Here is a 26,100-nt window from a genome sequence, read left to right as displayed (position 1 = left end):
CTCTTCAACAACACGACCCTGTGGTTATGGGTCCCTGCTTTCGCAGGGACGACGCCTGGGAAGGAGCCGTGCACTCGATCACCCGCTTTCGGCTTTCGCGGGTGATGGCACCGAACGAGCTGTTTGACAGGTCAATCGGACTTCTCCCCGTCGGGCGTGCAACGGCTTTGCCGTTGCGGCCTGAGCAAGCCCCCAGCACGACTGACGCGCGCCAACGCGCACGCCGGCCATTGTCAGATGGCCGCGCGGATCAGCAATGCTACGGAGATTGTGCGCCCTCGAGTCGCGGCGCGGCAGCGCGCCTAGTGGTCGGTCTTCGGTGTCTTGGCTGCAAAGTCGAGGCCGAACCGAAGGGCGCGTTCCTGGCGCTCTTCCGTCAGGAGCTGCAGCTCCCGTTCCAGCGACCGCGCGACCTCGTCCTGCGTTTCCTTGGAGTGGCGGCGGGAGCCGCCTTGCGGTTTGGCCGATTGGGCAGTCACGGGAGAATCCCTGTCATCGCAGTGTCATAGGCCGTGATGCCACGGCCGGAGTCCGGCGGACAATCAAAAAGAATTCAGCGGGACCCCTTTGGAATGTTTGTTGTGCATCTGACTCAAATTTAAGCAGGAAATTCTCCCGGCCTTGTCGCGAACGCCGAAGCCGTAGACCCGCGGTCTCATCAATTCGGATGAGACGGCCCGGTTCCCACGAAATCATTTCCGGATTCGCACGAAGACGTCCCGAAACCGACAAGGTCTAACCTTAGTAGCGTTGTGAAGGACGGGTGCCTGGTGAGACGCTGACGATTGAGGTTGCAAGATTCATCGGTGCTCCTGAGACGTTGGGGATGATCTCGGAAATGAAGAAGCCGAATGCTGTGCCATATGTCTGGGCGGCCGCGCTGATCGCGGTCGTCATCTGGGGGGTGAGCGGAACCCCGCAGATGGCACATACCTCTGCCAGCAGCACGCATCTGGCTCGGGCGCGCTAGCGCGATTTCAAGCGAAGCGGCTTCCGGCTCGCGTCAAGACAACGCGTCTCGGCAAATACCTAGAGCTTCGGGCGCAGCGAACGCTGCATATCCATCGTGTAGGTATAGCGCCCTTCCGGGTGCGTGGTGATGGTGACCTCGAACAGTTCCTCGCGCAGGCCGTAGTAGCGGCGTACCACGGTGAGCGCCGGCGAGCCGGTCTTGACCCCGAGCGCCTTGGCGATCGGCGCCGGCATGCCGCGCACGAAGATTTCCATCTGCGCGCGCTCGGTGACCTGGCCATACATCTTGGCGATCTGCTCGTGCACCGGCGTGCGGCCATGGTCGGGCCGCGTCACGACATCGGCGAACCGGCGCAGCACGTAGATCTCGGTCCAGCCGAGCGGCGCGGCGAACTGGTCGGAGCGGCGCACGGCCTCGATCAGGAACCAGCTCTTGCCGGGCTCGCATTTCAGGAGCGCGGCCAGCTTGCGGTCGGCGACGATGTCGCTGCTGCCGACCACGTCGCGGTAGGTCTCGTTGGAATAGCGCAGCCACTCGCCGAGCGACTTGACGCTGTGGGTGAACAGCACCGGTGGCTCGGAGGCGATCACCACCGAACCGAGGCCGGCGCGGCGCACGATCAGGCCCTGGTCGATCAGGATGCGCAGCGCCTCGCGCACGGTCTGGCGGCTCGCCTGATAGCTTGCCATCAACTCGGTTTCGGTCGGCAGCAGATTGCCGACCGCGTAGGTGCCGAGACGGATGTCCTTTTGCAGCCCGGTAGCGATGTCGCGGTAGCGGGACGATCTCGCCCTCTCCGGTTGTTCAGACATGGCGGATCACTGGTATGCCATATGGCAGGCAACCGGATGTCCAGACTGCATCGACTGCAACGCGGCTTCGAACGCGGCGAGCGTTGCCAGCACATCTGCTTCGGGCACCGGGAACGGCTGCCTGCGTTCGACCGCGTCGGCAAAGGCCGCAAGTTCCGCGGTGAGCGTGTTGACCGCCGGATAGCGCGTCGTCGCAGGCGCCTCGCCGGATTTCCGTAGCACCATCGTCCCCTCGTCGAGCACCTCTGCGGATCCCTTCGTCCCGAACACATGCACGCGCCAATAGAACGGTGTTGCGCGGACCGTAGCAAGGGTTGCACTCACGCCATTCACAAATTCAATCGCTAAAGTTGCAGTATCGAGCGGCGGCGGTCCGGGCTCGCGTTCACTCAACCGGGCATAAACCTGTCGGGCAGGACCAAGGAGGCTGACGAAGCCGTCGAGCACATGCAGCCCCGCGCCGGTCAGCCCGCCGCCCGGCGACTCCTCGGGCGACAGCCGCCAGCCCTGCGTGATGCCTTGCGAGTTCTCGTTGCTGTTGTGGCCCTCGACATGCAGGATCGTGCCGAGCTCGCCGCTGGCGACAATCGCGCGCAGCGCCTGCATCGACGGCCAGAACCGGCGGTTATGCCCGACCGCGAGCAGCACGCCGGCGTTGCGGCAGGCCGCGAACATCTCGGCCGCATCGCTGCGCTTGAGCGCCAGCGGCTTCTCGCAAAACACCTGCTTACCGGCCGCGGCGGCCGCGATCACCTGGCTCCTGTGCAGCGAATGCGGTGTTGCCAGCAGCACGGCATCGATATCGGGCTCGGCCAGCACGGCCTCGAGGCTGGCCGCAGGGGACAAACCGTGCGCTGCGCAAAAGCTCGCGGCGGCGCTCTTGTCGGGTTCCACCGCGCGGACGATCCGCAGCCGCGGCTCGCTCTGCGCAGCCTCGACCAGCGCGCGGCCCCAGCGGCCGAGGCCCGCGATCGCACAATTGATCATGAGTGGTCCCTGTCCTGATCGCGTCCGGCACGGATCGCCTCGATGACAGCGGCGCTATCGCTGTCCGGGCCGTTGAGCGCGATCGCCTTGCGCAGCAGCTCGGCCTGTATCGAGGTCAGCGGCAAGGGCAGGCCGTGCCGGCCGGCCTCCTGCAGGATCAGCTCGGCGTCCTTCAAGGTCTGCGCGATATGCGATTGCGGCGCGAAATCCCGCGCCAGCATCTTCGGTCCCTTGCTGTCCATCACGGCGGAATATGCCGCCGATTGCCGCGCCGTCGCAAGGAAGCTCGCGCCGTCGAGGCCGAGGCTCTCGGCAAACGCGATGCCTTCGGCGAGCGCGGCGCGGTTATTCTGCAGGATCAGGTTGATGGCGAGCTTGGTGCGGCTCGCATTGCCGATCGCGCCGACACGGATCCGCTGCGGGCAGAGGATGTCGAGCGTCGCCGCGGCGGCAGCGATCACGTCGCGATCGCCGGCGACCAGCGCGGTGGCTGTGCCCGCGCGCACCTCGGCGCTGGTGCCCGAGATCGGCGCTTCGATGAAGGAGAGGCGCGAGCGCGTCGCGAATTCGGCGATCGCCGTGATCTCGCCCGGCGCGCATGTGGTGGTGCAGATGACGAGCGGCGGCGGCTCGGCGTTCGCGAGGTCCGGCAGCAAGCCCGTGACCTGGGCCGCGTCGTACACCGCAACCACGATGGTCCGGCACCGCGCCGCCACCTCGGCGGCGAAGGCCGCGAATTCGGCGCCGCTGGCCCGCAGCCCATCCGTCTTCGCCGCGTCGACGTCGAAGCCGATCACCCCGACGCCGGCGTCGATCAGCCGCGCGGAAAGTGTTGATCCCATCAGCCCCAGGCCAATCATGCCGACAGGTGTCTCGCGAGCCATGATGCGCCGCCGCTTCGCGCTATTGCGGCTGGATGCCGGCCGCCTTCACCTCCGCCGACCAGCGCACGACCTCGCTCTTGACGAAGACGCCGAACTCGGCCGGCGCGAGCGGCGCCACCATCACGCCGACATCGGCGAGCTTCTTCCTGGTCTCCGGCATCGCGAGGTATTTGGCGCACTCGGCGTAGATCTTGTTGACCACCGGTTCCGGCGTGCCGGCGGGCGCGAACAGCCCGTACCAGATGGTGGCCTCGAAGCCGGGCATTGCTTCGGAGAGCGCGGGCAGGCCGGGCGTCAGCTCGTTGCGGGTCGCCGATGTCACGGCGATCCCGCGCAAGGTGCCGCCCTGCATCTGCGGGATCGCGACCGAGAAATCGCCGAAGGTCAGGTCGATGACGCCGGCCATCACGTCGGTCATTGCCTGCGGCACGCCGCGATAGGAGGCCGCGATCAGCGACAGGCCGCCGCGCGATTGCAGCTGCGCGATCGAGATCTGCGACGCGCCGGAGCCGTAGCCCGCGGTCAGATTGGGACTGGTCTTGGCGTACGCCAGGAACTGCGGCAGGTCCCTGGCCGCAAGCTTCGGGTTGACCAGCAGCACCATCGCCGTGGTGGTGGTGCGGATCACGGGAGCAAAATCCTTCACCGGGTCGTAGGGCAGGCTCTTGAGCGTCGCGACATTGCTGGCATGGGTGGTGTTGGTGCCCATCAACAGCGTGTAGCCGTCGGGCGCGCTGCGGGCGACTTCCTGGGCGCCGATGCTGCCGAGCGCGCCGGCGCGGTTCTCGATCAGCACAGTCTGGCCGAACGCGTCCTGCAGATGCTGGCCGACCAGCCGCGCGACGTTGTCGGGGCCGGCGCCGGCCGGGAAAGGCACGATGATCCTGAGCGGCCGTTGCGGGAATTCGCCCGCCGCCCGCACCGGCAGGGCCGGAAGCGCAGCGAGCAGGACAACGAGCAGCCCCAGCCGTAACTTCATCCCGGTTCCCTCCGCCTCTGCTTTTGGCAAATTTATACGGACAAATAGCTCGGAAAGGCAAGCATCAAGCCTAACGGAATATTGAGGTGCGACATATTTATCCGTATAAATAGCTCATACAGGGGAGCCAGACGACGATGGTGGACATCAGCGATCTCCATGCCCGCGGGCTGCGCCGGCGCCAGAAGATGTTCGGCGAGGTCGATGTCGCCAAGCGGATGGCGGCCGCCGGCGATTTTGGCACGCCGCTGCAAAACATCATCAATGCTTACGTCTATGGCGACGTCTGGGAGCGCAGCGGCCTATCCGACCAGATTCGCAGCCTGGTGATGCTCGGCATCACCGCGGCGAGCAGCAAGCCGACCGAGTTCCGCGTTCACGCCAAGGGCGCGCTGGCCAATGGCTGCACCGCCGCGCAGGTGCAGGACGTGCTGCTGCTGGTCGCGATGTATTGCGGCATTCCGGCCGCGATCGAGACCAGCAGGATTGCAGCCGAGGTGTTCGGCGAGGCGCCCGCGGAGGGGTAGGGCACGGGCCTGCGCCGTGATAGGGACGTTGCCGACTGCGACCGGCAACAGGATCTGCCCATGTCCGCCTTCCCAACCTCGACCACCGTGCTCGATTCCGTGCTGTTTCGCGATGCTTTCGGCACGCGCGAGATGCGCGAGGTGTTTTCCGACCTGCGGCTGCTCCAGCGCTATGCGGAAGTCGAAGTCGCGCTCGCGAAGGCCGAAGCGCGCTGCGGCGTGATCCCTGCGGAAGCGGCCGAGGAGATCGCAAGGCGCACCGATGTCGCCGCGTTCGATTTCGACCTGCTGCGGCAAGAGACCGACATCGTCGGCTACCCGATCCTGCCGCTGGTGCATCAGATGGCAAAGCAGTGCGGCGAGGCCGGCCGCTATGTCCATTGGGGCGCCACCACGCAGGACATCATGGACACCGCCGTGGTGCTGCAACTGCGCGACGGCCTGACAATCATCGAGGATGACATCGCTGCGTTGCGCGGCATCCTCGCCGATCTCTCGAAGAAATACCGCGACACGCCGATGGCCGGCCGCACCCATCTGCAGCAGGCGCTGCCGGTGACCTTCGGCTACAAGACCGCGATCTGGCTCGCCGCCTTCGATCGCCACGCCGCGCGGCTGGCGGAGCTGAAGCCGCGCGTGCTGGTCGGTCAGTTCGCCGGCGCCGCCGGCACGCTGGCCTCGCTGGGTGACAAGGGCTTCGAGGTCCAGAACGCGCTGTGCGAGGAACTCGGCCTCGGCGTTCCCGTCTCCACCTGGCATGTCGCGCGCGACGGGTTGGCGGAAGCGGTGAATTTCCTCGCGCTGGTCACGGGAACGCTCGGCAAGATCGCGCTCGACATCATGATCATGGCGTCGACCGAATTCGGCGAGGTCTACGAACCCTTCGTGAAGGGACGCGGCGCCTCCTCGACCATGCCGCAGAAGCGCAACCCGATCTCGTCGGAGCTGATGCTCGCCGCTTCCAAGGCGGTGCGTCAGCATGCAGGTTTGATGCTGGACGCGATGGTGCAGGATTTCGAACGCGCCACCGGCCCGTGGCACGCCGAATGGATGGCGATCCCGGAAAGCTTCGTGCTGACCGCAGGCGCCCTGCACCAGGCCAGGTTCGCGCTTGGCGGCCTGATCGTCGACGAGAAGCGGATGGCCGGCAATCTCGACATCAGCCGCGGGTTGATCGTTGCTGAGGCCGTGATGATGGGCCTTGCGCCCGCGATCGGCCGCCAGGAGGCGCATGATGTGGTCTACGACGCCTGCCGTGTCGCCAACGACAGGGGTCTGACGCTGGCCGAGGCGCTGGCCGCGGATGATCGCGTCACGAGCCGGATCGATCGGGCGACCATCGACCGTCTCACCGCGCCGAAGAACTATCTCGGCCTCGCGCCCGAGATGGTCGACAGGGTACTGACGTCGGTGAAGCGGTAAAATTCGCCGCAATTGCTCGCCGTCGCGTGATCGGGTGCGGCGGGCGGGAACCTTGCGGATGCGGATCGAATTGGACTACGAATCCTCAAAGCCCTCAAACGACACGGCCGGACACTTCATGACCGCACATCAACGCAACCTTTCCGCCTCGATCGATCCTGTAAAACTCGATCGGCTCGCCGAAGTCGCGATCAAGGTCGGCCTGCAGCTGCAGCCGGGACAGGATCTGCTGCTGACGGCGCCCGCGGCAGCGATGCCGCTGGTGCGGCGGGTCGTGGAGCACGCCTACAAGGCCGGCGCGGGTCTCGTGACCCCGTTCTTCTCGGACGAAGAGCTCACGCTGGCGCGCTACCGCTACGCCAACGATGCGAGCTTCGATCGCGCCGCGAGTTGGCTTTACGAGGGAATGGCGAAGGCGTTCGGCGCCAACACCGCGCGGCTTGCGATCGTCGGCGACAATCCGATGCTGCTGTCGGGCGAAGACCCGACCAAGGTGGCGCGCGCCAGCAAGGCGAATTCGATCGCTTACCAGCCGGCGCTGGAGAAGATCGTCAATTTCGACACCAACTGGAACATCATCGCCTATCCCAGCACGTCCTGGGCGAAGCAGGTGTTTCCCGATGATGCCGAGGATGTCGCGGTGGCGAAACTCGCGGACGCGATCTTCTCCGCGTCCCGGGTCGATCAGGACGGTGCCGTCGCCAACTGGGAACAGCACAATGCCAGGCTGCGCGAGCGCACCGAATGGCTGAACGGCCAGCGCTTCCACGCGCTGAAATATTCCGGCCCCGGCATGGACCTCACGATCGGGCTCGCCGACGGTCATGAATGGGAAGGCGGCGCGTCGACCGCCAAGAACGGCATTGTCTGCAATGCCAACATTCCGACCGAGGAGGTCTTCACCACGCCGCACTGCCGCCGTGTCAGCGGCCACGTTGTCAGCTCCAAGCCGCTCTCCTATCAGGGTACGCTGATCGACAATATCTCGGTCAAGTTCGAGGAAGGCCGCATCGTCGAGGCCAAGGCCTCGCGCGGCGAGGAAGTGTTGAACAAGGTGCTCGACACCGACGAGGGCGCGCGCCGCCTCGGCGAGGTCGCGCTGGTGCCGCATTCCTCGCCGATCTCGAAGAGCGGGTTGTTGTTCTTCAATACGCTGTTCGACGAGAACGCAGCCTCGCATATCGCGCTCGGCCAGTGCTACTCGAAATGCTTCGTCAACGGCGACAAGCTGACGCCGCAGCAGATCGCCGAGCAGGGCGGCAACAAGAGCCTGATCCATATCGACTGGATGATCGGGTCCGCCCACACCGACATCGACGGCATCCATGCCGACGGCCGCAGCGTGCCGGTGTTCCGCAAAGGCGAGTGGGCGTAAGGCAGCAGCTAACCGCTCAGTCCCGTCATCCTGAGGTGCGCGCCCTTGCGCGCCTCGAAGGATGGACGGCCCGGATATCGCGGTGCGGAGAGAGCCCGGCCGTTCACCCTTCGAGGCTCGCTTCGCTCACACCTCCAGCGACAACGGCAAAGCCGTTGCGCGGGGGTGACGGGGGATAGATCTGGGCTGCCGGACTAATGCCGCAGGACTAGACTAGCGAAACCGCCGTCCCCGCGCGGCGAGCAATTCGCCTCGCGGTGCGCTGAAGCGGCAGGTCTCGTGCTGGGGCCGGAATCCGAGCCGGCGGTAGATCTTCAGCGCGGGCGCGTTGCGGCTTGAGACGTTGAGCCAGCAGGGATGCTCGACCGACACGTCGTGCGCGGCCAGCACGCGATAGACCAGCAGCTGGCCGAGCCCGCGTCCTTGCCGTGCCGGATCGACGGCGACCGACTCGATCCACATCGAGTTCCGCTCCGGCTCGGTCAGGCAGAAGCCCGACATCTGGCCATCTTCCGACGCGATCCAGACTTCGCTCTCGGTCAGGACCTGCGCCATCTCCTCCGGCGAATACCGGCGGAACGCGGAGTCCGAGGCATAGGCGGCGTTGTGGAGGCGGGCCACCTCGCCGGCGCAGGCGGTGACGTCGCTGACCTGCTCGATGGTGGCGCGGGCCGCCGCGAGCGTGCGTGCCGGCTGCAACGGCTCGACGCATTTCATCCCGATTTCGGACTCGACATGAACAAAGCCGAAGGCGGCCACGAAGGCCATTCCCGCCGGCCAATCGCCGCTCACCAGCGTCTGGACGGTGAGATCGGGATCGGTGTCGATCGCAAGCACGTCGTCGAACAGCGCGAGGCCAATCCGGCGGCGCCGCATCTCGGGCGCGACGACGATCTTGAGGAACCGGGAATGATGCGCGCCCTGATCGCGCAACGATGATTCAGCGAGGCCAAGGAGCCGGCCGTTCCGTTCAGCAATGCGGAAGTCGCGGCCGCCACGGTTCTGCGGCAGTTTCAGGAACTGGTCCCACTGCGGCAGCGTGACAGGGCCCAGCCGCGGTTCCACCGCAGCCGCCTTTGCGTAGAGTTCGACCACCGCTTCTGCATCAGCCTCACGAAGCGGCCGGATGGTGATGCTGTCATCCATGAGTCGCAAGTTTACCCGATATCGAGCCGATAGACATCCTTTGCCGTCTGCAAGAACAACGCCGTCTTCTCGGCTTCGCTATATTGTGATGCAAGCCGTTTAAAGGTGTTGAAGATCACCTGATAGCTGCACTGTCCCTTATCAGGTGGGAAGTTGCTTTCGAACATGCAACGGCTCGGGCCGAACGCCTCGATGCAGGTCTCCACATAGGGCCGCCAGGCGGCGGCGAGTTCCTCCGACGAGGGCGGCCTGGGGCGGAGGTGGAAGTCGTAGCCGAGCAGGCACATCGCCAGCCCGCCGAGCTTGACCACGACGTTCGGGCATTTGGCGATCTCCTGGATCGACGCCTTCCAGACCGGGAAGGTCTCCTCGCGCTTCCCGGCGAAGCGGCCGGTGCCGACCGGGCCACCGCAATGGTCGAGCACGATCCGGGTGTCGGGAAAGGCGCGGGCGAGGTCGGTCAGCTCGCCGATCTGCGGGTGGAACAGCCAGGCATCGAAGCTGAGGCCGAGCGGCGCCAGGCAGGCGAACCCCCTACGAAAGGTGGCATCCAGCAAGATGCCCTTCGGGCGGTTGGCATACATGTGGGCGACGTTGGGGTCCTCGTCCCAGGCCGAGGAGTGGCGGATGCCGCGGAACCGGCCGTTGCCGGCGGCGATTTCCGCCTCCAGCACCGCCTTGGCCTGGTCGCCGATCAGAAGGTTAACGTGGCTGACAATGCCGGCGCAGATCGCCGCCTTGCCGTAGCCGCCGCTCGCCGCCATCGCCGCGACGCCGTTGGCGAACTCGACCTCGCCGACCGGGCGGAACGCCTCCGGCCCGTCGGCGCGATACATCGACCGGCAATCGACATAGACGGTCCCCACGATGTTGTGGCCCGAGGCGATGTCATCGCGCATGTCCTCGATCAGATAGCGCAAGCCGCCGCGATCCCAGAGATGATGGTGCGGATCGACGATCGGCCTGTTGGGATCGATGATCTCCTCGGTGTATTGGGCGAGCCAGTCTTCGCGCGGATTGGCATAGAGCCCGCTCGCAGAGGCGGGCAGAGTGCTGGCCATGGATGATGCTCCCTGTTCTTGCTCTTGTCGGCCGCCGATCCGATGTCGGCTGTGCGAAGGATAACGAGCCGCGCGCGAGCAGGTCAAATGCGCAGGCGTGGCGCCTCGTGCCCTGTCACCATCCACGCCGCGCCGGCGCCAGCGAACTGGACGAGGCTTCCGGCGATCATCGCGAGCAGCAGGCCGTGGCTGCCGCCGCCGGTTGCCGCGTAGCACGCGCCGAGCACCGCAACCCCGATCGTCGCGCCGCTGATCCTGGCCACGTTGATCAGCGCCGCGGCCGTGCCGGCCCGCGCAGCGGCGACGTCGCCGACGGCCATCGCCGAGAGCGGCCCCGCAGCGAGGCCGAGCCCGAGGCCGGTGATGGCCAGTCCGAACTCGGCCAGGGCGATGTCCGGTCGCAGGCCACCGAGGCCAATCATCAGGAGGCCGACACACATCAGCGTCACGCCGCCCGAGGTGGCCGCGCGCAGCCCGAGCTTTTCCGACAGCATGCCGGAGAACGGTGAGACCAGGACGAAGACCAGCGACATCGGCAGCAACGCGGCGGCGCTTGCCGCGGCATCGAGCCGTCCGCTCGACTGCCACGCCAGCGGCAGCACGAAGACCATACCGTACCCGCCGAATGTCATGCCCGTGGTGGCGATCATGGCGGCGCGGAACCGGCGTGCGCTGAAAATCTCCGGCGACAGCAGCGCCCCGGCCCCTCTCCTTCTTTCGACGGCGATCAGCTGGGCTACCGAAAGCGAAGCGACGATCAGTGCTGCGGTGATCGCGCCCGGCGCCGATTGTGCGGTGATGGCGGCATAGGTCAGGCTTCCAAGCGCCAATGCACCGCAGAGCTGGGCCGGAATGTCGACCGCGCGCCGCTGCGGGTTGACCGATTCCGGGATCGTCGACCCAGCCATCAGTACGACGAGCAGGCCGAACGGCACGATCACCAGGAAGATGCTGCGCCAGCCCAACCACGGGATCAGCAGCCCGCCGAGGCTCGGCCCCAGCGCCATGGCCACGCCGTTGCAGGCGGCCCAGATACCAAGCGCACGGGCGCGCTCGTCCGGCCGGTCCCAGACCACCCGGATGATCGCAAGCGAGGCCGGAATCATCAGCGCACCGCCGGCGCCGGTGAGTGCGCGACCGACGATCAGCACCAGCGCGGATGGCGCGGCCGCGCACAGCAGCGATGCGCCGGTGAAGATCGCGGCGCCGCAGATCAGGATGCGGCGCCGGCCGTATCTGTCCGCGAGCATCCCGCCGGTCAGCAGCGAGACCGCGTAGACCAGATTGTAGCTGTCGACGATCCATTGCAACTCATCGACACCGGCGCCGAAATGATCGCCGATCGCGCGCGCGCCGAGATTGACGATGAACGTATCGATGTGCGCGATCGTGACGGCGAGGCACAGCGTCAGCAGTGTGAGCCGGTGCGATGCGCGCATGGCAAAGGGTTTACGCCGAAGCATATCGTCCATGGCGGATCCTGCTATTCGATGTTGGCCGGGCGTTCAGGCCCTGGTGGCGGACCGCTTGGCGCGGGCGCGCTGCTGTGGCGAGACCTTGGGCCGCGTGCCTGCCGCGACCCACTCGTCGTAGAACTCGATCTTGGCGTCGACCAGCGCGAGCGCTTCGGTCCATTTGGCGATCATGGCCCGGACGCGGAGCTGGTGCTCGGCGAGCAGCGCGCGGCGCTTGCGCAAGGTCGCGCTGCCCTGCTTCACGAGCGTGGTATAGTCGCGAAGCTGCTTGATCGACATCCCGGTCAAGCGCAGCCGCTCCATCAGATCCAGCCAGCCGATGTGATAGTCGTTGTAGACGCGGCGGCGGCCGCGGTCTCTGACGACGCCGGGCATCAGGCCCTGCGCTTCGTACCAGCGGATGGTATGCACGCTTCGGCCGGAGCGCCGCGCGATGTCGCCGATGTAGAGTGCGTTCGGCGTCGCCTGCAAATCGGGTGTCCGGGCGTCCATCACAGGTAGACCGCTATCATCGCGCCGGCCGGATAGCGCTCACCTGCCGCGGCGCCGGCCGGGATGGCTGCTGAAATCCGTGCCAGCTCGTCCGGCGAAAGCACCACGTCGAGGGCGTCGATGTTCTCGTCCAGCCGGCTGCGCTGCTTGGTGCCGGGAATCGGCACGATGTCCTGTCCCTGAGCCAGCAGCCAGGCGAGCACGAGCTGAGCCGGTGTGCAATTCTTCTCGCGTGCGATCGTCACGATGCCGCTGATGAGATCGCGGTTGCGGGCAAAATTATCGCCGGCGAAGCGCGGATGGTCGCCGCGGCGATCACCCGCGATGTCGGCCTGCGACTGGATCTGGCCGGTCAGGAAGCCGCGGCCGAGCGGCGAATAGGCGACGAAGGCGATGCCGAGCGCCCGCGTGGTCTGCAGGGTCTCCTCGGCCTCGCTGCGGTACAGCAGGGAATATTCGGTCTGCACCGCGGCCAGTCTGTGCACCTTGTGCGCGCGGCGAATGGTTTCGGGGCGCGCCTCGCACAGGCCGAGATGGCGAACCTTGCCTTGCTCGACCAGACGCGCCATGGCGCCGACCGTATCCTCGATCGGGACGTTCGGATCGATGCGGTGCTGGTAGTAGAGATCGATGGTTTCGATGTTGAGCCGCTTCAGGCTCGCCTCGCAGGCTTGCTGGACATAGGCGGGCCGTCCGTCCACGCCCTGTCCGGTCGCGGTCTTCACCTGACCGAATTTGGTCGCGATCACGACCCTGTCGCGCAGGCCCTTCAGCGCGCGGCCCAGCAATTCCTCGTTGTGGCCCCAGCCATAGAGATCGGCGCTGTCGAGGAAGTCGATGCCCCGGTCGATGGCGTAGCGGATGAAGCCGGGCGTCGCCGTATCGTCGTTGGCGCCGTAGACGCCGGACAGTGACATGCAGCCGAGCCCGACGGCGGAAACCTGCGGGCCGTCATTGCCGAGCCTGCGGTGCGGGAGCTTGCTTGAAGGTGTCATGCGGTTGGTCCTCGTGGCCGGGTGTTGCCGGACGATCCCGAGTGAACAAGCTAGAGTATACTCTAGGTCAAGCGCGAAAGTGCCGGCGCACGAAATCGTGTCAGGGGCAGGTGTCGGGCGCCTTATACCCCGTCGAGGATGATCACCGTCGGGGTCGCCGGCAGCGTGTCGCGCGAGATCCGCAAGGTGCGCTCGCCGCCGCGGCGGTCGATCTCGAATTGCTGGCCGATCAGGCGCATGAACTCGTCGAGCGGAGTGGCGAACCGGTGCATCGGCAGCACGACGGCGGCGCGCAACCGCTTGGTGATCTCCGAGATGCCGTCGAGCGACATCGTATAGGTGCCGTCGATCGGCACCATCACGATGTCGAGCCGGCCGATCGCCGCGAAATGGCTGTCGTCGAGCTTGACGTGGAGGTGGCCGAGATGGCCGATGCAGAGGCCGGCGACCTCGAAGATGAAGATCGAGTTGCCGTCCCTGATCATCTCGCCGCCGGAGTCTTCGCCCCAATAGCGGCGGATGTCGGTGGTGACGTTGCGGATATAGACGTCGCCGATCCGCATCCCGTAATGCGCGGCCTGGCCGTTCTCGCCCCAGCCATGCAGCACGTGCGGAATCCCGGGGTCGGGAAACAGCGTGTAATGCGTCGCGTGGGCGCGGTTCATGGTCGCGACGTCGGGCAACCGCCCGGTCTGATAGACGCCGTTGTAGTCGGTCGCGATCCTGATGCCGCCGGGCGTGTCAATGTAATAGGTGGAATGGCCGGCATAGGTGATCGCGACCTCATCCGCTTTGGCCGCGACGCTCCGGTAGTTCACCGGGACGGCGCGTGGCGCTGCATTGGCCATCGCCGGGCATTCGCTGCGCTGGGTGTCCTGCGCCAGGGCGTGACTGGTCAATGATCCCAGCAAAGCGAGCGCGGCAAGCAATCTCAGCATGAGCTGTTCCGTCTCCGGCGATATCCGCCGGCGTCAGACTATCGCGCAATTGGCGTGTCGTCATGATGACGCCGGCGCATCGCTCCATGGCGTAGGCTGCAATACGATCCGGGCGATTATTGCGTTGGCAGGCGCTATCATGCCGCGCAGATCACAGCGATCAGGGAGTTCTGCGTGACTGACAATAGCTCCGCGCCGCGCGCATCGTCCACCAAACGGCTCGAGCCATTGCGCCATGTCGACGCAGGCGTGATCGACATCGCTTATTACGAGGCTGGTCCGGCCGACGGTCCCGCCGTCATGCTGATGCACGGGTTTCCCTACGACATCCACTCCTATGTGGACGTCGCCCCACTGGTGGCGGCGCAGGGTTGCCGGGTCATCGTGCCCTATCTGCGTGGCTACGGCCCGACGGTGTTCCGCGACAAGGCGACGCCGCGCTCGGGCGAGCAGGCGGCGGTCGGAGCCGACCTGATGGCGCTGATGGATGCGCTCGGCATCAAGCGCGCGGTATTTGCCGGCTACGACTGGGGCGGCCGCGCCGCCTCGATCGGTGCAGCGCTGTGGCCGGAGCGCTGCATCGGGCTCGTCTGCACCAACGGCTACATGATCCAGGACATCGCGAACGCTATGGTGCCGGCGCGTCCCGAGCGCGAGGTGCCGCTGTGGTATCAGTACTACTTCCAGCTCGAGCGGGGGCGGGCGGGGCTTGCCGCCAACCGGCGCGGCATCGCCAAGATATTGTGGTCGCAATGGTCGCCGAGCTGGGTGTTCGACGATGCGTGCTTCGACCGGACCGCGGTCGCATTCGACAATTCCGATTATGTCGACGTGGTGATCCACAGCTACCGGCATCGCTACGGCGTTGTCGCCGGGGATCCGCAATATGCGGATTTGCAGCGGCGGCTAGACGCGCTGCCGGTGATTACGGTCCCCACCATCACGCTCGACGGCGCCGATGACGGCGTGACGCCTGCGCGCGACGGCAGCGCCAGCGCGGCAAAATACACCGCCCGCCGGGCGCATCGCGTGATCCCGGGCGCCGGCCACAATCTGCCGCAGGAAGCGCCGGAGGCGTTCGCCGCGGCGGTGATGGAGCTGGTGAAGGGCTAGCGTGGTTCCTACGCGCGGCGCGGGCTGATCTTCCAGGCTGTCGCAAGCGTCAACAGCGTCAGAATGCCGCTGACGAACGCGGCCATCGGGATCGTCAGGGCCAGCGCTGCGGTTGCGGCCCAGCCGATCGAGGAGAAGGCTTCAGCGAAGGTGGCGATGCGGGAGGAGGTCTGGCGCCGGCGGAACTGGCTGCGCTTGGCCTGCGCGCGGAACCAGAGCTGGACCGCGGCGGCGGACGCGGTCGCGATGACGATCGCGATCGCCGTCACCGCGGCCTGCCCCGGCGAGGCGAACGCCAGCGCGGCCACCAGCGGCGCGAAAACGGTGGCGATCGCGAGCAGGACGACCTCGACCTTGGCGCGGGTCACGCGCGACGGCGGCAGCGGCGCGGTCGCCACCAGATCGGGCGCGTCCTCGCCCGAGATGGTCAGCCAGGCCAGCCCGCCGGCGAGCTGGCCTGCGGCCATCACGATGACTGGCGTGATCAGCACGATCGCGGTCGACGTGCCGGAGAAGGTTCGCCACAGCATCAGCGCCGGCGGCAGCAAATAGAGCATCTGCATCAGGCTCTGCGACAGCAGCCACGGATCGCGGCGCAGCAGCAAGAATTCCTTGCGCCGCAGCGCCTGCTGCCGCGAGCCGGTCCGGAACGCGCGGGCGCGTCCTTGCGTGACCGTCGCCGGATTGGCGGCGACGCGTGCGACGGTGTCGGCAAACCGCGGCGCGAACACCGCCATCACGACGCCGAGCAGCACGAGCGCGGTGGCGAGCAGCAGCATCATGATTTCGAGGTCGCCGAGCGATGCGCGCGCCGGCCACCAGACGAGGCTGTCGGGGGCCGGGGCAATTCGTGCCGCGGTCTCCGAGGTCAGAAAGGCAAAGCGCGACAGCGTGCCGTAGGACAGCACGGCGACGACCTGCAACGCGATGACGAAGCCGGCGCCGATGACGGCGGAGACGATCTGTGCCACCAGCCGCGTCCGGCCCGGTCCGATCAGGCGAAACAGCAACGCGGTGACGGCGATCGCCGCGGCCGCCGCCGACAGCCCGATCGCAAGGACGACGCCGAAGCCGGCAAGCCAGCGTGCACCGCCGAGATACACCAGCACGTCGATGAACGGCGTCGACAGCAGCAGCGCCATGCTGCTCACCGTCAGCGCGATCGCGGCGATCCGGATCGAGAAGATGTTGGTGAGCTTTGCTGGCGACGACATGATCAGGTCGAGATCGGCGCGGGCGTAGAACACCCGCGTCACCGACTCGATCGCCTGCGAGAGCATCAGCGCCCAGGACAGGAAGATCGTCGCGGTCAGCACGATCAGCGAGGACGGATCGAGCGGAAACCGCAGGTCGACATAGCGGGCGACCACGGCATAGGCCGGCAGATGCAGGATCGCCGCGAAGATCAGCAGGCCGATGACGGCGCGATTGCGCCGGCGCCGGCCGCCGGTCATCATCGCCAGCCATTCGCGCCAGGCCAGGCGGAATTCGTGGCGGGCGAACCAGGTGAGATGGGCGGTCGAGCTCACGCGGCGGCTGCCTCGGTATCGACCAGCGCGATGAACATGTCCTCGAGGGTGGTGTCGTTGCGGCCGTTCTGCTCGCGCAGCTCGGCCAGCGTGCCCTCGGCGATCAGCCTGCCGGCCGCGATCACGCCGATGCGGTCGGCCATGCGCTCGGCGACCTCGAGAATGTGGGTGGTCATGATCACGGTGCAGCCGGCGCGGACGCGCTCCTGCAACAGCCCCTTGACGTGGCGCGCCGACAGCGCGTCGAGGCCGGTCAGCGGCTCGTCGAGAATGATCAGGCGGGGATCGTGCACCAGCGCACCGGCGAGCGCCACCTTCTGGCGCATGCCCTTGGAGAAGCCTTCGCAGCGCGCGTTGAGATGCGGCTCGAGCCCGAGCGACACCAGGAGATTGCGCGCCGACTTCTCCGACGTGCGGGGGTCGATGCCCCACAGGCCGGCGACGAATTCGAGATATTCCAGCGGCGTCAGCTTATCGTAGATCATCGGCTCGTCGGACACCCAGGCCATGATCTGCTTGGCTGAGACCGGGTCGGCCAGCGCATCGATGCCGAGGATCGACACCGAGCCGGCATCGGGCCGCAATAGCCCCGCCACCATGCGCAGCGTCGTGGTCTTGCCGGCGCCGTTCGGACCGAGCAGCGCATAGAATTCACCGACACGGACGGTGAGATCGAGCGCGTCGACCGCCGGGCGGTCAAAACGCTTGGTTAACCCTCGCACGGCGAGTGCGGACAGTTCCGAAGTCATGGTGCGTTGGCGATCCGGGAGTTCGCTCGTCGGTTGCGTAAGCTTGGACAAAAACCGTTTCGGTGCAGTGAATCGCACAGGGCAAATCGAACGCGATATCCGTATTAGTCCGTGCTGCGGCATATCTCCGCAAATGTGATGATACAGCCGGATCAGCCGTTTGTTGACAGGGATCGGGCCTTTTGGCTCAATCGGGGCGGACATAGGCAGCTTTCAGCGCTTCCGACACAGGGGTGCGAAGGCGGGATGCAACGAGCGATCGGGAAGAATCGCCGGGCATCGGGGAGGGAACGATGCTGGACTTTGTTCAGCAGCTCGTCAGCGGCATCGCGCTCGGCTGCGTTTACGGCCTGATCGCGCTCGGCTTCGTGCTGGTCTACAAGGCAACCGAGGTCGTCAATTTCGCGCAAGGCGATTTGATGATGCTGGGCGGCTTTTTCGCCTTCACCTTCATCGGCATGCTCGGGCTGAATTACTGGGTCGGCTTCGCCGGCGCGGTGATCTGCATGGCGCTGTTCGGCATGCTGGCCGAGCGGCTGGTGGTGCGGCCGATCCTCGGCTATCCGCAGTTCTCCATCATCATGGCGACGATCGGGCTCGGCTATTTCCTGCGCTCGGTCTCCGGCATGATCTGGGGCACCGACGACTTCAAGATCGAGACGCCGTTCAGCCAGGGCGTCTTGAGGATCGGCAGCCTGGTGCTCGCCTATGACAAATTGTCAGTGATCGCGGCGACCATCATCCTGTGTGCACTGCTCTATCTGTTCTTCAACCGCACCACGCTCGGCACCGCGATGCGCGCCAGCTCCGAGAACATGCTGGCTGCCTATTACATGGGCATCCCGGTCAAGCGCGTGGTCTCGATCGTCTGGGCGATCTCGGCGGCGGTGGCGACCTGCGCCGGCGTGCTGCTGGCACCGATCACCTTCATCCATTCCAATGTCGGCCTGGTGCTGGGATTGAAGGCGTTCCCCGCCGCGGTGCTCGGCGGTTTCGGCTCGATCCCGGGTGCGGTGGTCGGCGGCGTCTTGATCGGCGTGATCGAGAGCATGGCCGGCTTCTATCTGCCGCAGGGATGGAAGGACGTCGCGCCCTACATCGTGCTGCTCGCGGTGCTGCTGCTCAAGCCCGAGGGCCTGTTCGGCCTTCACGTTCGCAAGAAGGTTTGAGGGGTAACGCATGCGGTTTCTCTTCAAGACCGACTATGAAGACGACATCAGGCTGTTCCCGCATTCCGGCTATATTTATTCCTACGGCCTGCTGCTGGCGGTGCTGCTGATCGCGCCCTACGTGCTCTCAAGCTATCTGATGAGCCAGGTCGTCTTCGTCTGTATCTATGCGACCGTCGGCGTCGGGCTGTTGATCCTGACCGGCTTCACCGGACAGGCCTCGCTCGGCCATGCCGCGTTTCTGGCGATCGGTGCCTACACCGCGGCCTATCTGCAGCAATTCAACGTGCCGTTTCCGGTCTATTTCCTCGCCGCGGGGCTGTTGACCGGCGTGGTCGGCGCGCTGGTCGGATTTCCGGCGCTGCGGCTGCAGGGCATCTATCTGGTGATCGCCACGATCTCGTTTGCCTTCATCGTCGAGGAAATCCTGGCGCGCTGGGAAAGCGTGACCCACGGCAATGAGGGCATGCGGGTCAAGACCATTCAACTGCTCGGCACCACGGTGTCGCGCGACGGCCCGACCTTCTATTATCTCTGCCTTGCGGTGCTGGTGCTGACCATCGTCGGCACGCTCAATCTGCTGCGCTCGCCGACCGGGCGCGCCTTTGTCGCGATCCGCGACAGCGAGACCGCGGCGCGCAGCATGGGCATCAACGTCGCGCTCTACAAGGTGAAGTCGTTCGCGATCTCGGCGGCGATCACGGGCTTTGCCGGCGTGCTGTTCGCCCACAAGCTCTCCTTCATCTCGCCCGAGATGTTCACTTTGCAACTCTCGATCGAGTTCATCATCGTGATCCTGATCGGCGGCACCTTCAGCCTGCATGGCGCGGTGCTGGGCGCGATCTTCCTGGTCATGATCGATCCGTTCCTGACCTACCTGAAGGACGACATGCCCGGCGTGATCGGCGGCGTCGCGGCCACGTTCGGCGCCGGCACGGAACGCGCGGGCCACATCCAGGATGCGGTTGCGGCCTTCGCCTCCGCCAACGGGCTGAAGGGCGCGATCTACGGCATCATCATCGTGGTGTTCGTGTTGTTCGAGCCGCTCGGGCTCTATGGCCGCTGGCTCAAGATCAAGCTCTTCTTCCAGCTGTTTCCGCTGTACAAGCGCGCGACCTTCAAGCGGCAGAAGATCTACGTGAAATCGGAGCGGAACCGATGAGCTATTTCCGCGCCGAGAACCTGTCCCTGCATTTCGGCGGCCTCAAGGCCGTCGATGCGGTCAGCTTCGCGGTCGAGAAGGGCGAGATCCTCTCGATCATCGGGCCCAACGGAGCCGGCAAGAGCTCGATCTTCAACCTGATCTCGCGGATCTATCCGCCGACCTCGGGCAAGATCTTCTTCGAGGATCAGGACATCACCCAGCAGCCGGCCTACGACATTGCCCGGCTCGGCATCGCGCGCACCTTCCAGAACATCGAGCTGTTCGAGAATGCGACCGTGCTGAGCAATCTGCTGGTCGGCCGCCACCGCCATTCCACCACCCAGCTCTGGCAGGAACTCTTGTTCCTGCCGAGCGTCCGGGCCGGCGAGAAGGCGCATCGCCGCCGGGTCGAGCAGGTGATCGAATTCCTCGATCTCGAGCCGTACCGCGACAAGCTGATCTCGGGGCTGCCTTACGGCGTGCGCAAGGTGATCGAGCTGGCGCGCGCGCTGTGCTCGGAGCCGAAGCTGATCCTGCTCGACGAGCCGTCGTCCGGCCTCAATGTCGAGGAGACCGACGACATGTCGTTCTGGATCCGCGACATGAAGAGCGAGCTCGGCATCACCGTGCTGATGGTCGAGCACGACATGACGCTGGTCAACCGGGTCTCCGACCGCGTCATCGCGCTGAACTACGGCCGCGTGCTGGCGATGGGCTCGCCGTCCGAGGTGCAGCACCATCCCGACGTCGTCGCAGCGTATCTCGGCGCATGAGGATGATGCTATGAGCGCAGCAGACATCATCCTGAAGCTCTCCAACATCGAGAGCTATTACGGGCCGATCATGGCGATCCGCGGCATCAGCCTCGAGGTGCCGCGCGGCCGGATCGTGACGCTGCTCGGCGCCAACGGCGCCGGCAAGACCACGGTCTTGAAGACGATCTCCGGCATCCTCGATCCGCAGAAGGGCTCGATCGAATTCCTGGGCAAGCCGATCCAGCGCATGGAGGCCGACCGGATCGTGCGGCTCGGCCTCAGCCACGTGCCGGAGGGACGCGAGGTGTTTCCGTTCCTGTCGGTGCGCGAAAACCTGATGATGGGCGCCTATCTGCGCAAGGACCGCGACGGTGTGGCGCAGGACCTCGAACGCGTCTACGGCTATTTTCCACGGCTGAAGGAGCGGCTCGGCCAGCCGGCCGGACAGCTTTCGGGCGGCGAGCAGCAGATGCTTGCGATCGGACGGGCGCTGATGAACCGGCCGACCTTGCTGCTGCTGGACGAGCCGTCGCTCGGGCTGTCGCCGATCCTGGTGAAGGAGATCTTCACCATCATCCGCCGCGTCAATGAGGAGCAGGGCATGTCGATCCTGCTGGTCGAGCAGAATGCCAAGATCGCGCTGGAAACGGCGCATTACGGCTATGTGCTCGAGATCGGCCGCGTCGTCATGAACGACACCTGCGAACGGCTGTTGAATTCGCCCGATATCCAGGAGTTCTACCTCGGCGCCAAGGAAGCCGGCGCGCGGGGCGAGCGGCGCTGGAAAAAGAAGAAGACGTGGCGCTGAGAAGGTCGGCGTTGACGAAGGTTGGCGTCGACTAAAGTTGGCCGAGGAAGGTTTGGCGCTGAGAGCCAGTTGGAGCTAGATTTCGGGCCTGCTTCGCGAACAAGACCGGCATTCGAGCCGGCGGGTGAGGCAAGCGGCAGAGGAGGGAGCGCGCATGGCAGGACCAGCGGTGCTGACGGTTGCCGACACGATCGCGAGGAGCTTTCTGCTCGCGGTGCAAACGCGTGGCGACAGGCCCGCGGTCCGCGAGAAGAAGTTCGGCATCTGGCAGCCGACCAGCTGGCGCGAATGGCTGCAGATCTCCAGGGACATCGCCTTCGGCCTGCATGCGACCGGCTTCCGTCCCGGCGACGTCGCCTCGATCATCGCCAACGCGGTGCCGGAATGGGTCTATGCCGACATGGGCGTCCTGTGCGCCGGCGGCGTGTCCTCCGGCATCTATCCGACCGATTCGGCGGCGCAGGTCGAATACCTCGTCAATGACTCCCGCACGCGGGTGATGTTCGTCGAGGACGAGGAGCAGCTCGACAAGATGCTGACCTGCCGGTCGCGCTGTCCGACGCTGGAAAAGATCGTCGTGTTCGACATGGAGGGCCTCTCCGGCTTCTCCGATCCGATGGTGCTGTCGCTCGCCGAATTCACGGCGCTCGGCCGCAATCATGCGCAGGGCAGTGATGCCTTGTGGGATGAAATGACCGGCAGCCGCACTGCCTCCGATCTCGCGATCCTGGTCTATACCTCGGGCACGACAGGCCCGCCCAAGGGCGCGATGCACTCCAACCGCAGCGTGACGCACCAGATGCGCCACGCCAACGATCTCTACCCTTCGACCGACAGCGAGGAGCGGCTGGTGTTCCTGCCGCTCTGCCATGTCGCCGAGCGGGTCGGCGGCTACTACATCTCGCTCGCGCTGGGCTCGGTGATGAATTTTGCCGAGAGCCCGGAGACGGTGCCGGACAATCTGCGCGAGGTGCAGCCGACCGCATTCCTTGCGGTGCCCAGGATCTGGGAGAAGTTCTATTCCGGGATCACCATCGCGCTGAAGGACGCGACCCCGTTCCAGAACTGGATGTATGCCCGAGCGCTTGCGATCGGCAACCGGATGACCGAGTGCCGGCTGGAGGGCGAGACGCCGCCGCTGTCGCTGCGGCTCGCCAACCGCGCCGCCTACTGGCTGGTGTTCCGCAACATCCGCCGCATGCTCGGGCTCGACCGCTGCCGGATCGCATTGACCGGCGCGGCGCCGATCTCGCCGGATCTGATCCGCTGGTATCTCGCGCTCGGCATCGACATGCGCGAGGTCTACGGCCAGACCGAGAATTGCGGCGTCGCGACCATGATGCCGGCGGACCGCATCAAGCTCGGCTCGGTGGGCAAGGCCGCGCCCTGGGGCGAGGTGATGATCTGTCCGAAGGGCGAGATCCTGATCAAGGGCGACTTCCTGTTCATGGGCTATCTCAACCAGCCGGAGAAGACCGCCGAGACCATCGACGCGAAAGGCTGGCTGCACACCGGCGACGTCGGTGTGATCGACAATGAAGGCTATGTGAAGGTCACCGACCGGATGAAGGACATCATCATCACCTCCGGCGGGAAGAACATCACACCGTCCGAGATCGAGAACCAGCTCAAATTCTCGCCCTATGTCTCCGATGCGGTCGTGATCGGCGACAAGCGGCCGTATCTCACCTGCTTGATCATGATCGATCAGGAGAATGTCGAGAAATACGCCCAGGACCAGGATATCCCCTTCACCAACTACGCGAGCCTGTGCCATGCCCGCGAGATCCAGGACCTGATCCAGCGCGAGATTGAGGCGGTCAACGCGAAGTTCGCGCGCGTCGAGACCATCAAGAGATTCTACCTGATCGAGCGCCAGCTCACGCCCGAGGACGAGGAGCTGACGCCGACCATGAAGCTGAAGCGCAATTTCGTGAACAAGCGCTATGCGGCCGAGATCGACGCCATGTATGGCGCGCGGGCGGTTGCGTAGAGCATGATCCGGAAAAGTGCGAAGCGGTTTTCCGAATAGATCATGCTCAAGGAGAGAGGCGACGACGAGGAATTGGCGAGGGAGCGAGCAGGCCCGACCCTTCGCTCAACATGGGCCATGTAAGGAGGAGACTGCAATGTCGAAATCGCTGAAGGCGCTGGGCCTTGCGGTGAGCGCGCTGGCGCTGACCTGTCTGCCGGCCGCAGCCCAGACCAAGGTCACCAATGAAGGCATCTCGCCGACCGAGATCGTGATCGGAACGCATCAGGATTTGTCCGGCCCGATCAAGGTCTGGGGCGTCCCGGTGTCCAACGGCATGAAGATGGCGGTTGAGGAAATCAACGCCAGCGGCGGCATCAACGGCCGCAAGATCAAGATGATCCTGGAGGACAACGGCTACGACCCGAAGAAGGCCGTGCTGGCCTCGCAGAAGATGGTCGAGCGCGACAAGGTCTTCGCGATGATCGGCCCGATGGGCTCGCCGACCGTGCTTGCCGCGCAGGACATCCTGTTCGACGCCGGCGTGCTGCAGCTGTTCCCGCTGACCGCCGCCGAATTCACCTTCAAGTTCGATCCCGCCAAGCCGCAGGAGCGGCTGAAGTTCAACAACCTGCTGCCCTATGTCGAGAGCACGCGCGCCGCGATCAAATACATGATGGAGTGGAAGAACTTCAAGAAGCCCTGCATCATGCACCAGGACGACGAGTACGGTAAGAACGTGCTCGACGGCTTCACCCAGCAGCTCGGCGCGATGAAGGTGCAGCCGGCCTCGGTCACGAGCTACAAGCGCGGCGCCTCCGACTTCTCGGCGCAGGTCGCCAAGATGAAGTCCGACGGCTGCGATCTCGTCGTGCTCGGTACCGTGATCCGCGAGACCATCGGCGCGATGAACGAGGCGAAGAAGCTCGGTTGGGACGTCACTTTCCTCGGCGCCACGCCGACCAACGTGCTCGAAGTGCCGGCGCTCGGCAAGGAAGCGGTCGAGGGCCTCTACGCCGCGTCGGGCTTCGAGATTCCCTACGAGGACACCGCCAAGGGCAAGGTGAAGGACTGGCTCGTCAACTACAAGAAGATGTTCAACAGCGAGGCCAACACGCAGGCGATCATCGGCTACAACGCGGTGATGACCTTCGCGTTCTACGCGCAGAAGGCGGGCAAGGATCTCACCGGCCAGAAGATGCTGGACGCGCTGGAGTCAGGCGACAAGTTCCTCGACATCTTCAGCTCGCCGCCGACCAAGTTCTCCAAGACCGATCATCTCGCCAACACCATCACCCAGGTGCAGCAGGTCAAGGGCGGCCGCTGGGTGCTGGTGAAGGACAATTTGATGTTCTGAGGGGTCCAGCACTCCAACCGGACGCCATTGCGAGCCACCCGGTCGGCGCGAAGCGCCGCCGGATGACAGGCTCCGCGAAGCAATCCATACCTCCGCAAAGGAAACATGGATTGCTTCGTCGCTTCGCTTCTCGCAATGACGTCGTGGCAGCGGCTCACGCCATGATCGGCAGTCGAGCGCGTCAATTCACCGCCGCGGCCGGCCGCCACGCGGCCTCGATGACGAGCGGTGCATCGACATAACGGCTGACCCCGTTCTGGTCGATCACGAAGGTCGGCCGAAAACTCCTGATGTCGGCGTCCTCGATCATCGCCATGCGGCGGTTGTCGAGCGTGAGCCAGTGGCCGTCGAGTCGCGCCGCGACCACGGCATGGTCCTCGCCGCCGAGCAGGTCATGCATCACGACGATGCGCAAATCTTCCGGCGCGACGCCGGCCTTGCCGAGCGCCACGAATTTCGCGATCGCATAGTCCTCGCAATCGCCGCTTCCTCGAGCAAACGTGGCGAGCGGCGTGGCCCAGACGTCGGGCTCGCCATAAGTCGCGAGATCGCTGCCGGGGCGGATCGCCAGATTGATCGCGCGGTTGATCTCGCCGAGACGGGCGCGACCGGTGCGCGCGCGTCCGGCATCGACGATCGCCAGGAATCGCAACGCCTCCGGCGACGCACACCCCGCGCGGTCGCTCTCGCAGGCTGCGAGTTGCACCAATTCGTCGGTAAGCTGGCGCTGCACGCCGAGCCATTTGTCGCGCAGGCCGCCGTCGGCAAGCGAGCTGGTCGACAGGCCGAACGGCTCGGTCGACTTTCTGAGCAGTGTCGCCGGGCCGGGCGAAAGCACCGAGGCGGCATTGAGCTCGGCAATTGGCCCGGCCAAGGCCAGGCCGAAGCCCAGCATGATGGCGCGCAGCGCAAACGAGCGAAGCGAGTTACCCATATGACACCCCCTGTCCGCTCATCGACGGGTGGATACTGCACCGCGCACGCGACCGGATCGTTTCATGCCGGCAGCATGGTCAACGATCCCTTCGAATCGACTTAAGATGTGGGGAAACCGGGCAGGAGGCTAAAGGGCATGTGGTCCGGGTCCCGAAAACTTTACCGGTTTGTGAAACGAACCGGCGAACCTTTTTCCACCGAAAAACGCCTCATCGTTGCCCTCTGGTTAGCCCGGCCGGTCCGCGCACGGGATAGCTGCGATTTGTAAGCCAGGTCACAGCTTTAGCCGGAAAATTGGGGTCAAATGCCCTCTCGGGGCTGCGGGGAAATAAAGGCAAGTAGAGAAATGCCAGTCAATACCACGAATACGTGGCTCAGTACCCATCTTGGCTTAAATCCCATCTCATGGTACCGTCAGGTAAGTTCGGACTACACGACTCATCTGAGAGTGAGCCAAGTCACACCCAGTCAAACCGCGCAATCAGAGCACCTTGCGAAACCA

The 26,100-nt window shown here is 65.4% G+C and carries 24 protein-coding genes; 10 read left to right on the top strand and 14 right to left on the bottom strand.

The features are described 5' to 3' along the window. Positions 1-302 precede the first annotated feature (302 nt). The 5 genes from ACVIGB_RS28845 to ACVIGB_RS28825 all read right to left on the bottom strand — a co-directional run bounded on the left by ACVIGB_RS28845 (position 303) and on the right by ACVIGB_RS28825 (position 4,635). On the bottom strand, positions 303-479 hold the full coding sequence (locus tag ACVIGB_RS28845; RefSeq protein ID WP_176528650.1) for a hypothetical protein: 177 nt from the start codon (positions 477-479) through the stop codon (positions 303-305). A gap of 550 nt (positions 480-1,029) precedes the next feature. Beyond that, complete coding sequence (locus tag ACVIGB_RS28840; RefSeq protein WP_342708990.1) at positions 1,030-1,785, bottom strand: GntR family transcriptional regulator; 756 nt, start codon at positions 1,783-1,785, stop codon at positions 1,030-1,032. Between the two features lie 6 nt (positions 1,786-1,791). Next, entirely contained in the window at positions 1,792-2,772 is a 981-nt protein-coding gene (locus ACVIGB_RS28835) for a Gfo/Idh/MocA family protein (protein ID WP_456720101.1), read from the bottom strand. Next, a complete protein-coding gene (locus ACVIGB_RS28830; RefSeq protein ID WP_456720102.1) occupies positions 2,769-3,656 on the bottom strand; it encodes an NAD(P)-dependent oxidoreductase in 888 nt (295 codons plus the stop codon). Before ACVIGB_RS28830 ends, ACVIGB_RS28835 begins: the two co-directional genes overlap by 4 nt. Positions 3,657-3,675: 19 nt before the next feature. Further along, positions 3,676-4,635, bottom strand: coding sequence for a Bug family tripartite tricarboxylate transporter substrate binding protein (locus tag ACVIGB_RS28825; RefSeq protein WP_456720103.1), 960 nt, complete (start codon positions 4,633-4,635; stop codon positions 3,676-3,678). Positions 4,636-4,772: 137 nt separating this feature from the next. Between ACVIGB_RS28825 and ACVIGB_RS28820 the strand changes: the two genes are divergently transcribed. From ACVIGB_RS28820 to ACVIGB_RS28810, 3 genes are all read left to right on the top strand, one after another. Beyond that, positions 4,773-5,162: a carboxymuconolactone decarboxylase family protein gene (locus ACVIGB_RS28820; RefSeq protein ID WP_456720104.1), complete on the top strand. Its 390-nt coding sequence runs from the start codon at positions 4,773-4,775 to the stop codon at positions 5,160-5,162. Positions 5,163-5,222: 60 nt separating this feature from the next. After that, complete coding sequence (gene pcaB / locus ACVIGB_RS28815) at positions 5,223-6,584, top strand: 3-carboxy-cis,cis-muconate cycloisomerase (protein WP_456720105.1); 1,362 nt, start codon at positions 5,223-5,225, stop codon at positions 6,582-6,584. A 118-nt stretch (positions 6,585-6,702) separates the two neighbouring features. After that, positions 6,703-7,959, top strand: a complete 1,257-nt coding sequence (locus tag ACVIGB_RS28810) for an aminopeptidase (protein WP_456720106.1) — start codon at positions 6,703-6,705, stop codon at positions 7,957-7,959. A 213-nt stretch (positions 7,960-8,172) separates the two neighbouring features. Here the strand turns inward: ACVIGB_RS28810 and ACVIGB_RS28805 are convergent, their stop codons facing one another. The 6 genes from ACVIGB_RS28805 to ACVIGB_RS28780 all read right to left on the bottom strand — a co-directional run bounded on the left by ACVIGB_RS28805 (position 8,173) and on the right by ACVIGB_RS28780 (position 14,066). Next, a complete protein-coding gene (locus ACVIGB_RS28805) occupies positions 8,173-9,105 on the bottom strand; it encodes a GNAT family N-acetyltransferase (RefSeq protein ID WP_456720107.1) in 933 nt (310 codons plus the stop codon). An 11-nt stretch (positions 9,106-9,116) separates the two neighbouring features. Beyond that, complete coding sequence (locus ACVIGB_RS28800; RefSeq protein WP_456720108.1) at positions 9,117-10,166, bottom strand: amidohydrolase family protein; 1,050 nt, start codon at positions 10,164-10,166, stop codon at positions 9,117-9,119. Between the two features lie 83 nt (positions 10,167-10,249). Further along, complete coding sequence (locus tag ACVIGB_RS28795) at positions 10,250-11,638, bottom strand: MFS transporter (protein ID WP_456720109.1); 1,389 nt, start codon at positions 11,636-11,638, stop codon at positions 10,250-10,252. A gap of 33 nt (positions 11,639-11,671) precedes the next feature. Further along, positions 11,672-12,133 carry a MerR family transcriptional regulator gene (locus ACVIGB_RS28790; protein ID WP_092119706.1) on the bottom strand — a complete coding sequence of 154 codons (462 nt, stop codon included), beginning with the start codon at positions 12,131-12,133 and terminating at the stop codon, positions 11,672-11,674. Beyond that, on the bottom strand, positions 12,133-13,128 hold the full coding sequence (locus ACVIGB_RS28785) for an aldo/keto reductase (protein WP_456720110.1): 996 nt from the start codon (positions 13,126-13,128) through the stop codon (positions 12,133-12,135). The genes ACVIGB_RS28790 and ACVIGB_RS28785 overlap by 1 nt, the downstream gene beginning before the upstream one ends. Positions 13,129-13,250: 122 nt before the next feature. After that, on the bottom strand, positions 13,251-14,066 hold the full coding sequence (locus tag ACVIGB_RS28780) for an MBL fold metallo-hydrolase (protein WP_456720111.1): 816 nt from the start codon (positions 14,064-14,066) through the stop codon (positions 13,251-13,253). A gap of 174 nt (positions 14,067-14,240) precedes the next feature. Here ACVIGB_RS28780 and ACVIGB_RS28775 point away from each other — a divergent pair, with 174 nt between their 5' ends. After that, entirely contained in the window at positions 14,241-15,179 is a 939-nt protein-coding gene (locus tag ACVIGB_RS28775; RefSeq protein ID WP_456720112.1) for an alpha/beta fold hydrolase, read from the top strand. Positions 15,180-15,187: 8 nt separating this feature from the next. Here ACVIGB_RS28775 and ACVIGB_RS28770 read toward each other — a convergent pair whose 3' ends face one another. Next, positions 15,188-16,708, bottom strand: coding sequence for a permease (locus ACVIGB_RS28770; RefSeq protein WP_456720113.1), 1,521 nt, complete (start codon positions 16,706-16,708; stop codon positions 15,188-15,190). Beyond that, on the bottom strand, positions 16,705-17,457 hold the full coding sequence (locus ACVIGB_RS28765; protein ID WP_092119695.1) for an ABC transporter ATP-binding protein: 753 nt from the start codon (positions 17,455-17,457) through the stop codon (positions 16,705-16,707). Before ACVIGB_RS28765 ends, ACVIGB_RS28770 begins: the two co-directional genes overlap by 4 nt. Positions 17,458-17,750: 293 nt before the next feature. Between ACVIGB_RS28765 and ACVIGB_RS28760 the strand changes: the two genes are divergently transcribed. The 6 genes from ACVIGB_RS28760 to ACVIGB_RS28735 all read left to right on the top strand — a co-directional run bounded on the left by ACVIGB_RS28760 (position 17,751) and on the right by ACVIGB_RS28735 (position 24,662). Next, complete coding sequence (locus tag ACVIGB_RS28760) at positions 17,751-18,626, top strand: branched-chain amino acid ABC transporter permease (protein WP_028336612.1); 876 nt, start codon at positions 17,751-17,753, stop codon at positions 18,624-18,626. A gap of 10 nt (positions 18,627-18,636) precedes the next feature. Next, on the top strand, positions 18,637-19,788 hold the full coding sequence (locus ACVIGB_RS28755) for a branched-chain amino acid ABC transporter permease (protein ID WP_456720114.1): 1,152 nt from the start codon (positions 18,637-18,639) through the stop codon (positions 19,786-19,788). Beyond that, positions 19,785-20,543, top strand: coding sequence for an ABC transporter ATP-binding protein (locus ACVIGB_RS28750; protein WP_092119690.1), 759 nt, complete (start codon positions 19,785-19,787; stop codon positions 20,541-20,543). Before ACVIGB_RS28755 ends, ACVIGB_RS28750 begins: the two co-directional genes overlap by 4 nt. Positions 20,544-20,553: 10 nt before the next feature. Next, positions 20,554-21,333, top strand: coding sequence for an ABC transporter ATP-binding protein (locus ACVIGB_RS28745; protein ID WP_173640269.1), 780 nt, complete (start codon positions 20,554-20,556; stop codon positions 21,331-21,333). 154 nt (positions 21,334-21,487) lie between these two features. Beyond that, positions 21,488-23,326: an AMP-dependent synthetase/ligase gene (locus tag ACVIGB_RS28740; RefSeq protein ID WP_456720115.1), complete on the top strand. Its 1,839-nt coding sequence runs from the start codon at positions 21,488-21,490 to the stop codon at positions 23,324-23,326. Between the two features lie 136 nt (positions 23,327-23,462). Next, positions 23,463-24,662 (top strand): ABC transporter substrate-binding protein, encoded by a 1,200-nt coding sequence (locus tag ACVIGB_RS28735; RefSeq protein ID WP_092119682.1) that lies wholly within the window; start codon positions 23,463-23,465, stop codon positions 24,660-24,662. Between the two features lie 181 nt (positions 24,663-24,843). On the opposite strand, the gene ACVIGB_RS28730 is transcribed toward ACVIGB_RS28735, so the two are convergent. After that, positions 24,844-25,596, bottom strand: coding sequence for a transglutaminase-like cysteine peptidase (locus ACVIGB_RS28730; RefSeq protein ID WP_456720116.1), 753 nt, complete (start codon positions 25,594-25,596; stop codon positions 24,844-24,846). Positions 25,597-26,100 lie beyond the last annotated feature (504 nt).

Source organism: Bradyrhizobium sp. USDA 4341 (assembly GCF_054063755.1).
The sequence above is the reverse complement of the archived record's forward strand: the minus strand, read 5'-3'. Positions and strand labels throughout refer to the sequence as shown.

Excerpts from the sequence above, each read along its gene's own strand:
- ACVIGB_RS28840 (WP_342708990.1), bottom strand. The coding sequence starts at position 1,785 with ATGTCTGAACAACCGGAGAGGGCGAGATCGTCCCGCTACCGCGACATC.
- ACVIGB_RS28835 (WP_456720101.1), bottom strand. The coding sequence starts at position 2,772 with ATGATCAATTGTGCGATCGCGGGCCTCGGCCGCTGGGGCCGCGCGCTG.
- ACVIGB_RS28830 (WP_456720102.1), bottom strand. The coding sequence starts at position 3,656 with ATGGCTCGCGAGACACCTGTCGGCATGATTGGCCTGGGGCTGATGGGA.
- ACVIGB_RS28825 (WP_456720103.1), bottom strand. The coding sequence starts at position 4,635 with ATGAAGTTACGGCTGGGGCTGCTCGTTGTCCTGCTCGCTGCGCTTCCG.
- ACVIGB_RS28820 (WP_456720104.1), top strand. The coding sequence starts at position 4,773 with ATGGTGGACATCAGCGATCTCCATGCCCGCGGGCTGCGCCGGCGCCAG.
- pcaB (WP_456720105.1), top strand. The coding sequence starts at position 5,223 with ATGTCCGCCTTCCCAACCTCGACCACCGTGCTCGATTCCGTGCTGTTT.
- ACVIGB_RS28810 (WP_456720106.1), top strand. The coding sequence starts at position 6,703 with ATGACCGCACATCAACGCAACCTTTCCGCCTCGATCGATCCTGTAAAA.
- ACVIGB_RS28805 (WP_456720107.1), bottom strand. The coding sequence starts at position 9,105 with ATGGATGACAGCATCACCATCCGGCCGCTTCGTGAGGCTGATGCAGAA.
- ACVIGB_RS28800 (WP_456720108.1), bottom strand. The coding sequence starts at position 10,166 with ATGGCCAGCACTCTGCCCGCCTCTGCGAGCGGGCTCTATGCCAATCCG.
- ACVIGB_RS28795 (WP_456720109.1), bottom strand. The coding sequence starts at position 11,638 with ATGGACGATATGCTTCGGCGTAAACCCTTTGCCATGCGCGCATCGCAC.
- ACVIGB_RS28790 (WP_092119706.1), bottom strand. The coding sequence starts at position 12,133 with ATGGACGCCCGGACACCCGATTTGCAGGCGACGCCGAACGCACTCTAC.
- ACVIGB_RS28785 (WP_456720110.1), bottom strand. The coding sequence starts at position 13,128 with ATGACACCTTCAAGCAAGCTCCCGCACCGCAGGCTCGGCAATGACGGC.
- ACVIGB_RS28780 (WP_456720111.1), bottom strand. The coding sequence starts at position 14,066 with ATGCTGAGATTGCTTGCCGCGCTCGCTTTGCTGGGATCATTGACCAGT.
- ACVIGB_RS28765 (WP_092119695.1), bottom strand. The coding sequence starts at position 17,457 with ATGACTTCGGAACTGTCCGCACTCGCCGTGCGAGGGTTAACCAAGCGT.
- ACVIGB_RS28760 (WP_028336612.1), top strand. The coding sequence starts at position 17,751 with ATGCTGGACTTTGTTCAGCAGCTCGTCAGCGGCATCGCGCTCGGCTGC.
- ACVIGB_RS28755 (WP_456720114.1), top strand. The coding sequence starts at position 18,637 with ATGCGGTTTCTCTTCAAGACCGACTATGAAGACGACATCAGGCTGTTC.
- ACVIGB_RS28750 (WP_092119690.1), top strand. The coding sequence starts at position 19,785 with ATGAGCTATTTCCGCGCCGAGAACCTGTCCCTGCATTTCGGCGGCCTC.
- ACVIGB_RS28745 (WP_173640269.1), top strand. The coding sequence starts at position 20,554 with ATGAGCGCAGCAGACATCATCCTGAAGCTCTCCAACATCGAGAGCTAT.
- ACVIGB_RS28740 (WP_456720115.1), top strand. The coding sequence starts at position 21,488 with ATGGCAGGACCAGCGGTGCTGACGGTTGCCGACACGATCGCGAGGAGC.
- ACVIGB_RS28735 (WP_092119682.1), top strand. The coding sequence starts at position 23,463 with ATGTCGAAATCGCTGAAGGCGCTGGGCCTTGCGGTGAGCGCGCTGGCG.
- ACVIGB_RS28730 (WP_456720116.1), bottom strand. The coding sequence starts at position 25,596 with ATGGGTAACTCGCTTCGCTCGTTTGCGCTGCGCGCCATCATGCTGGGC.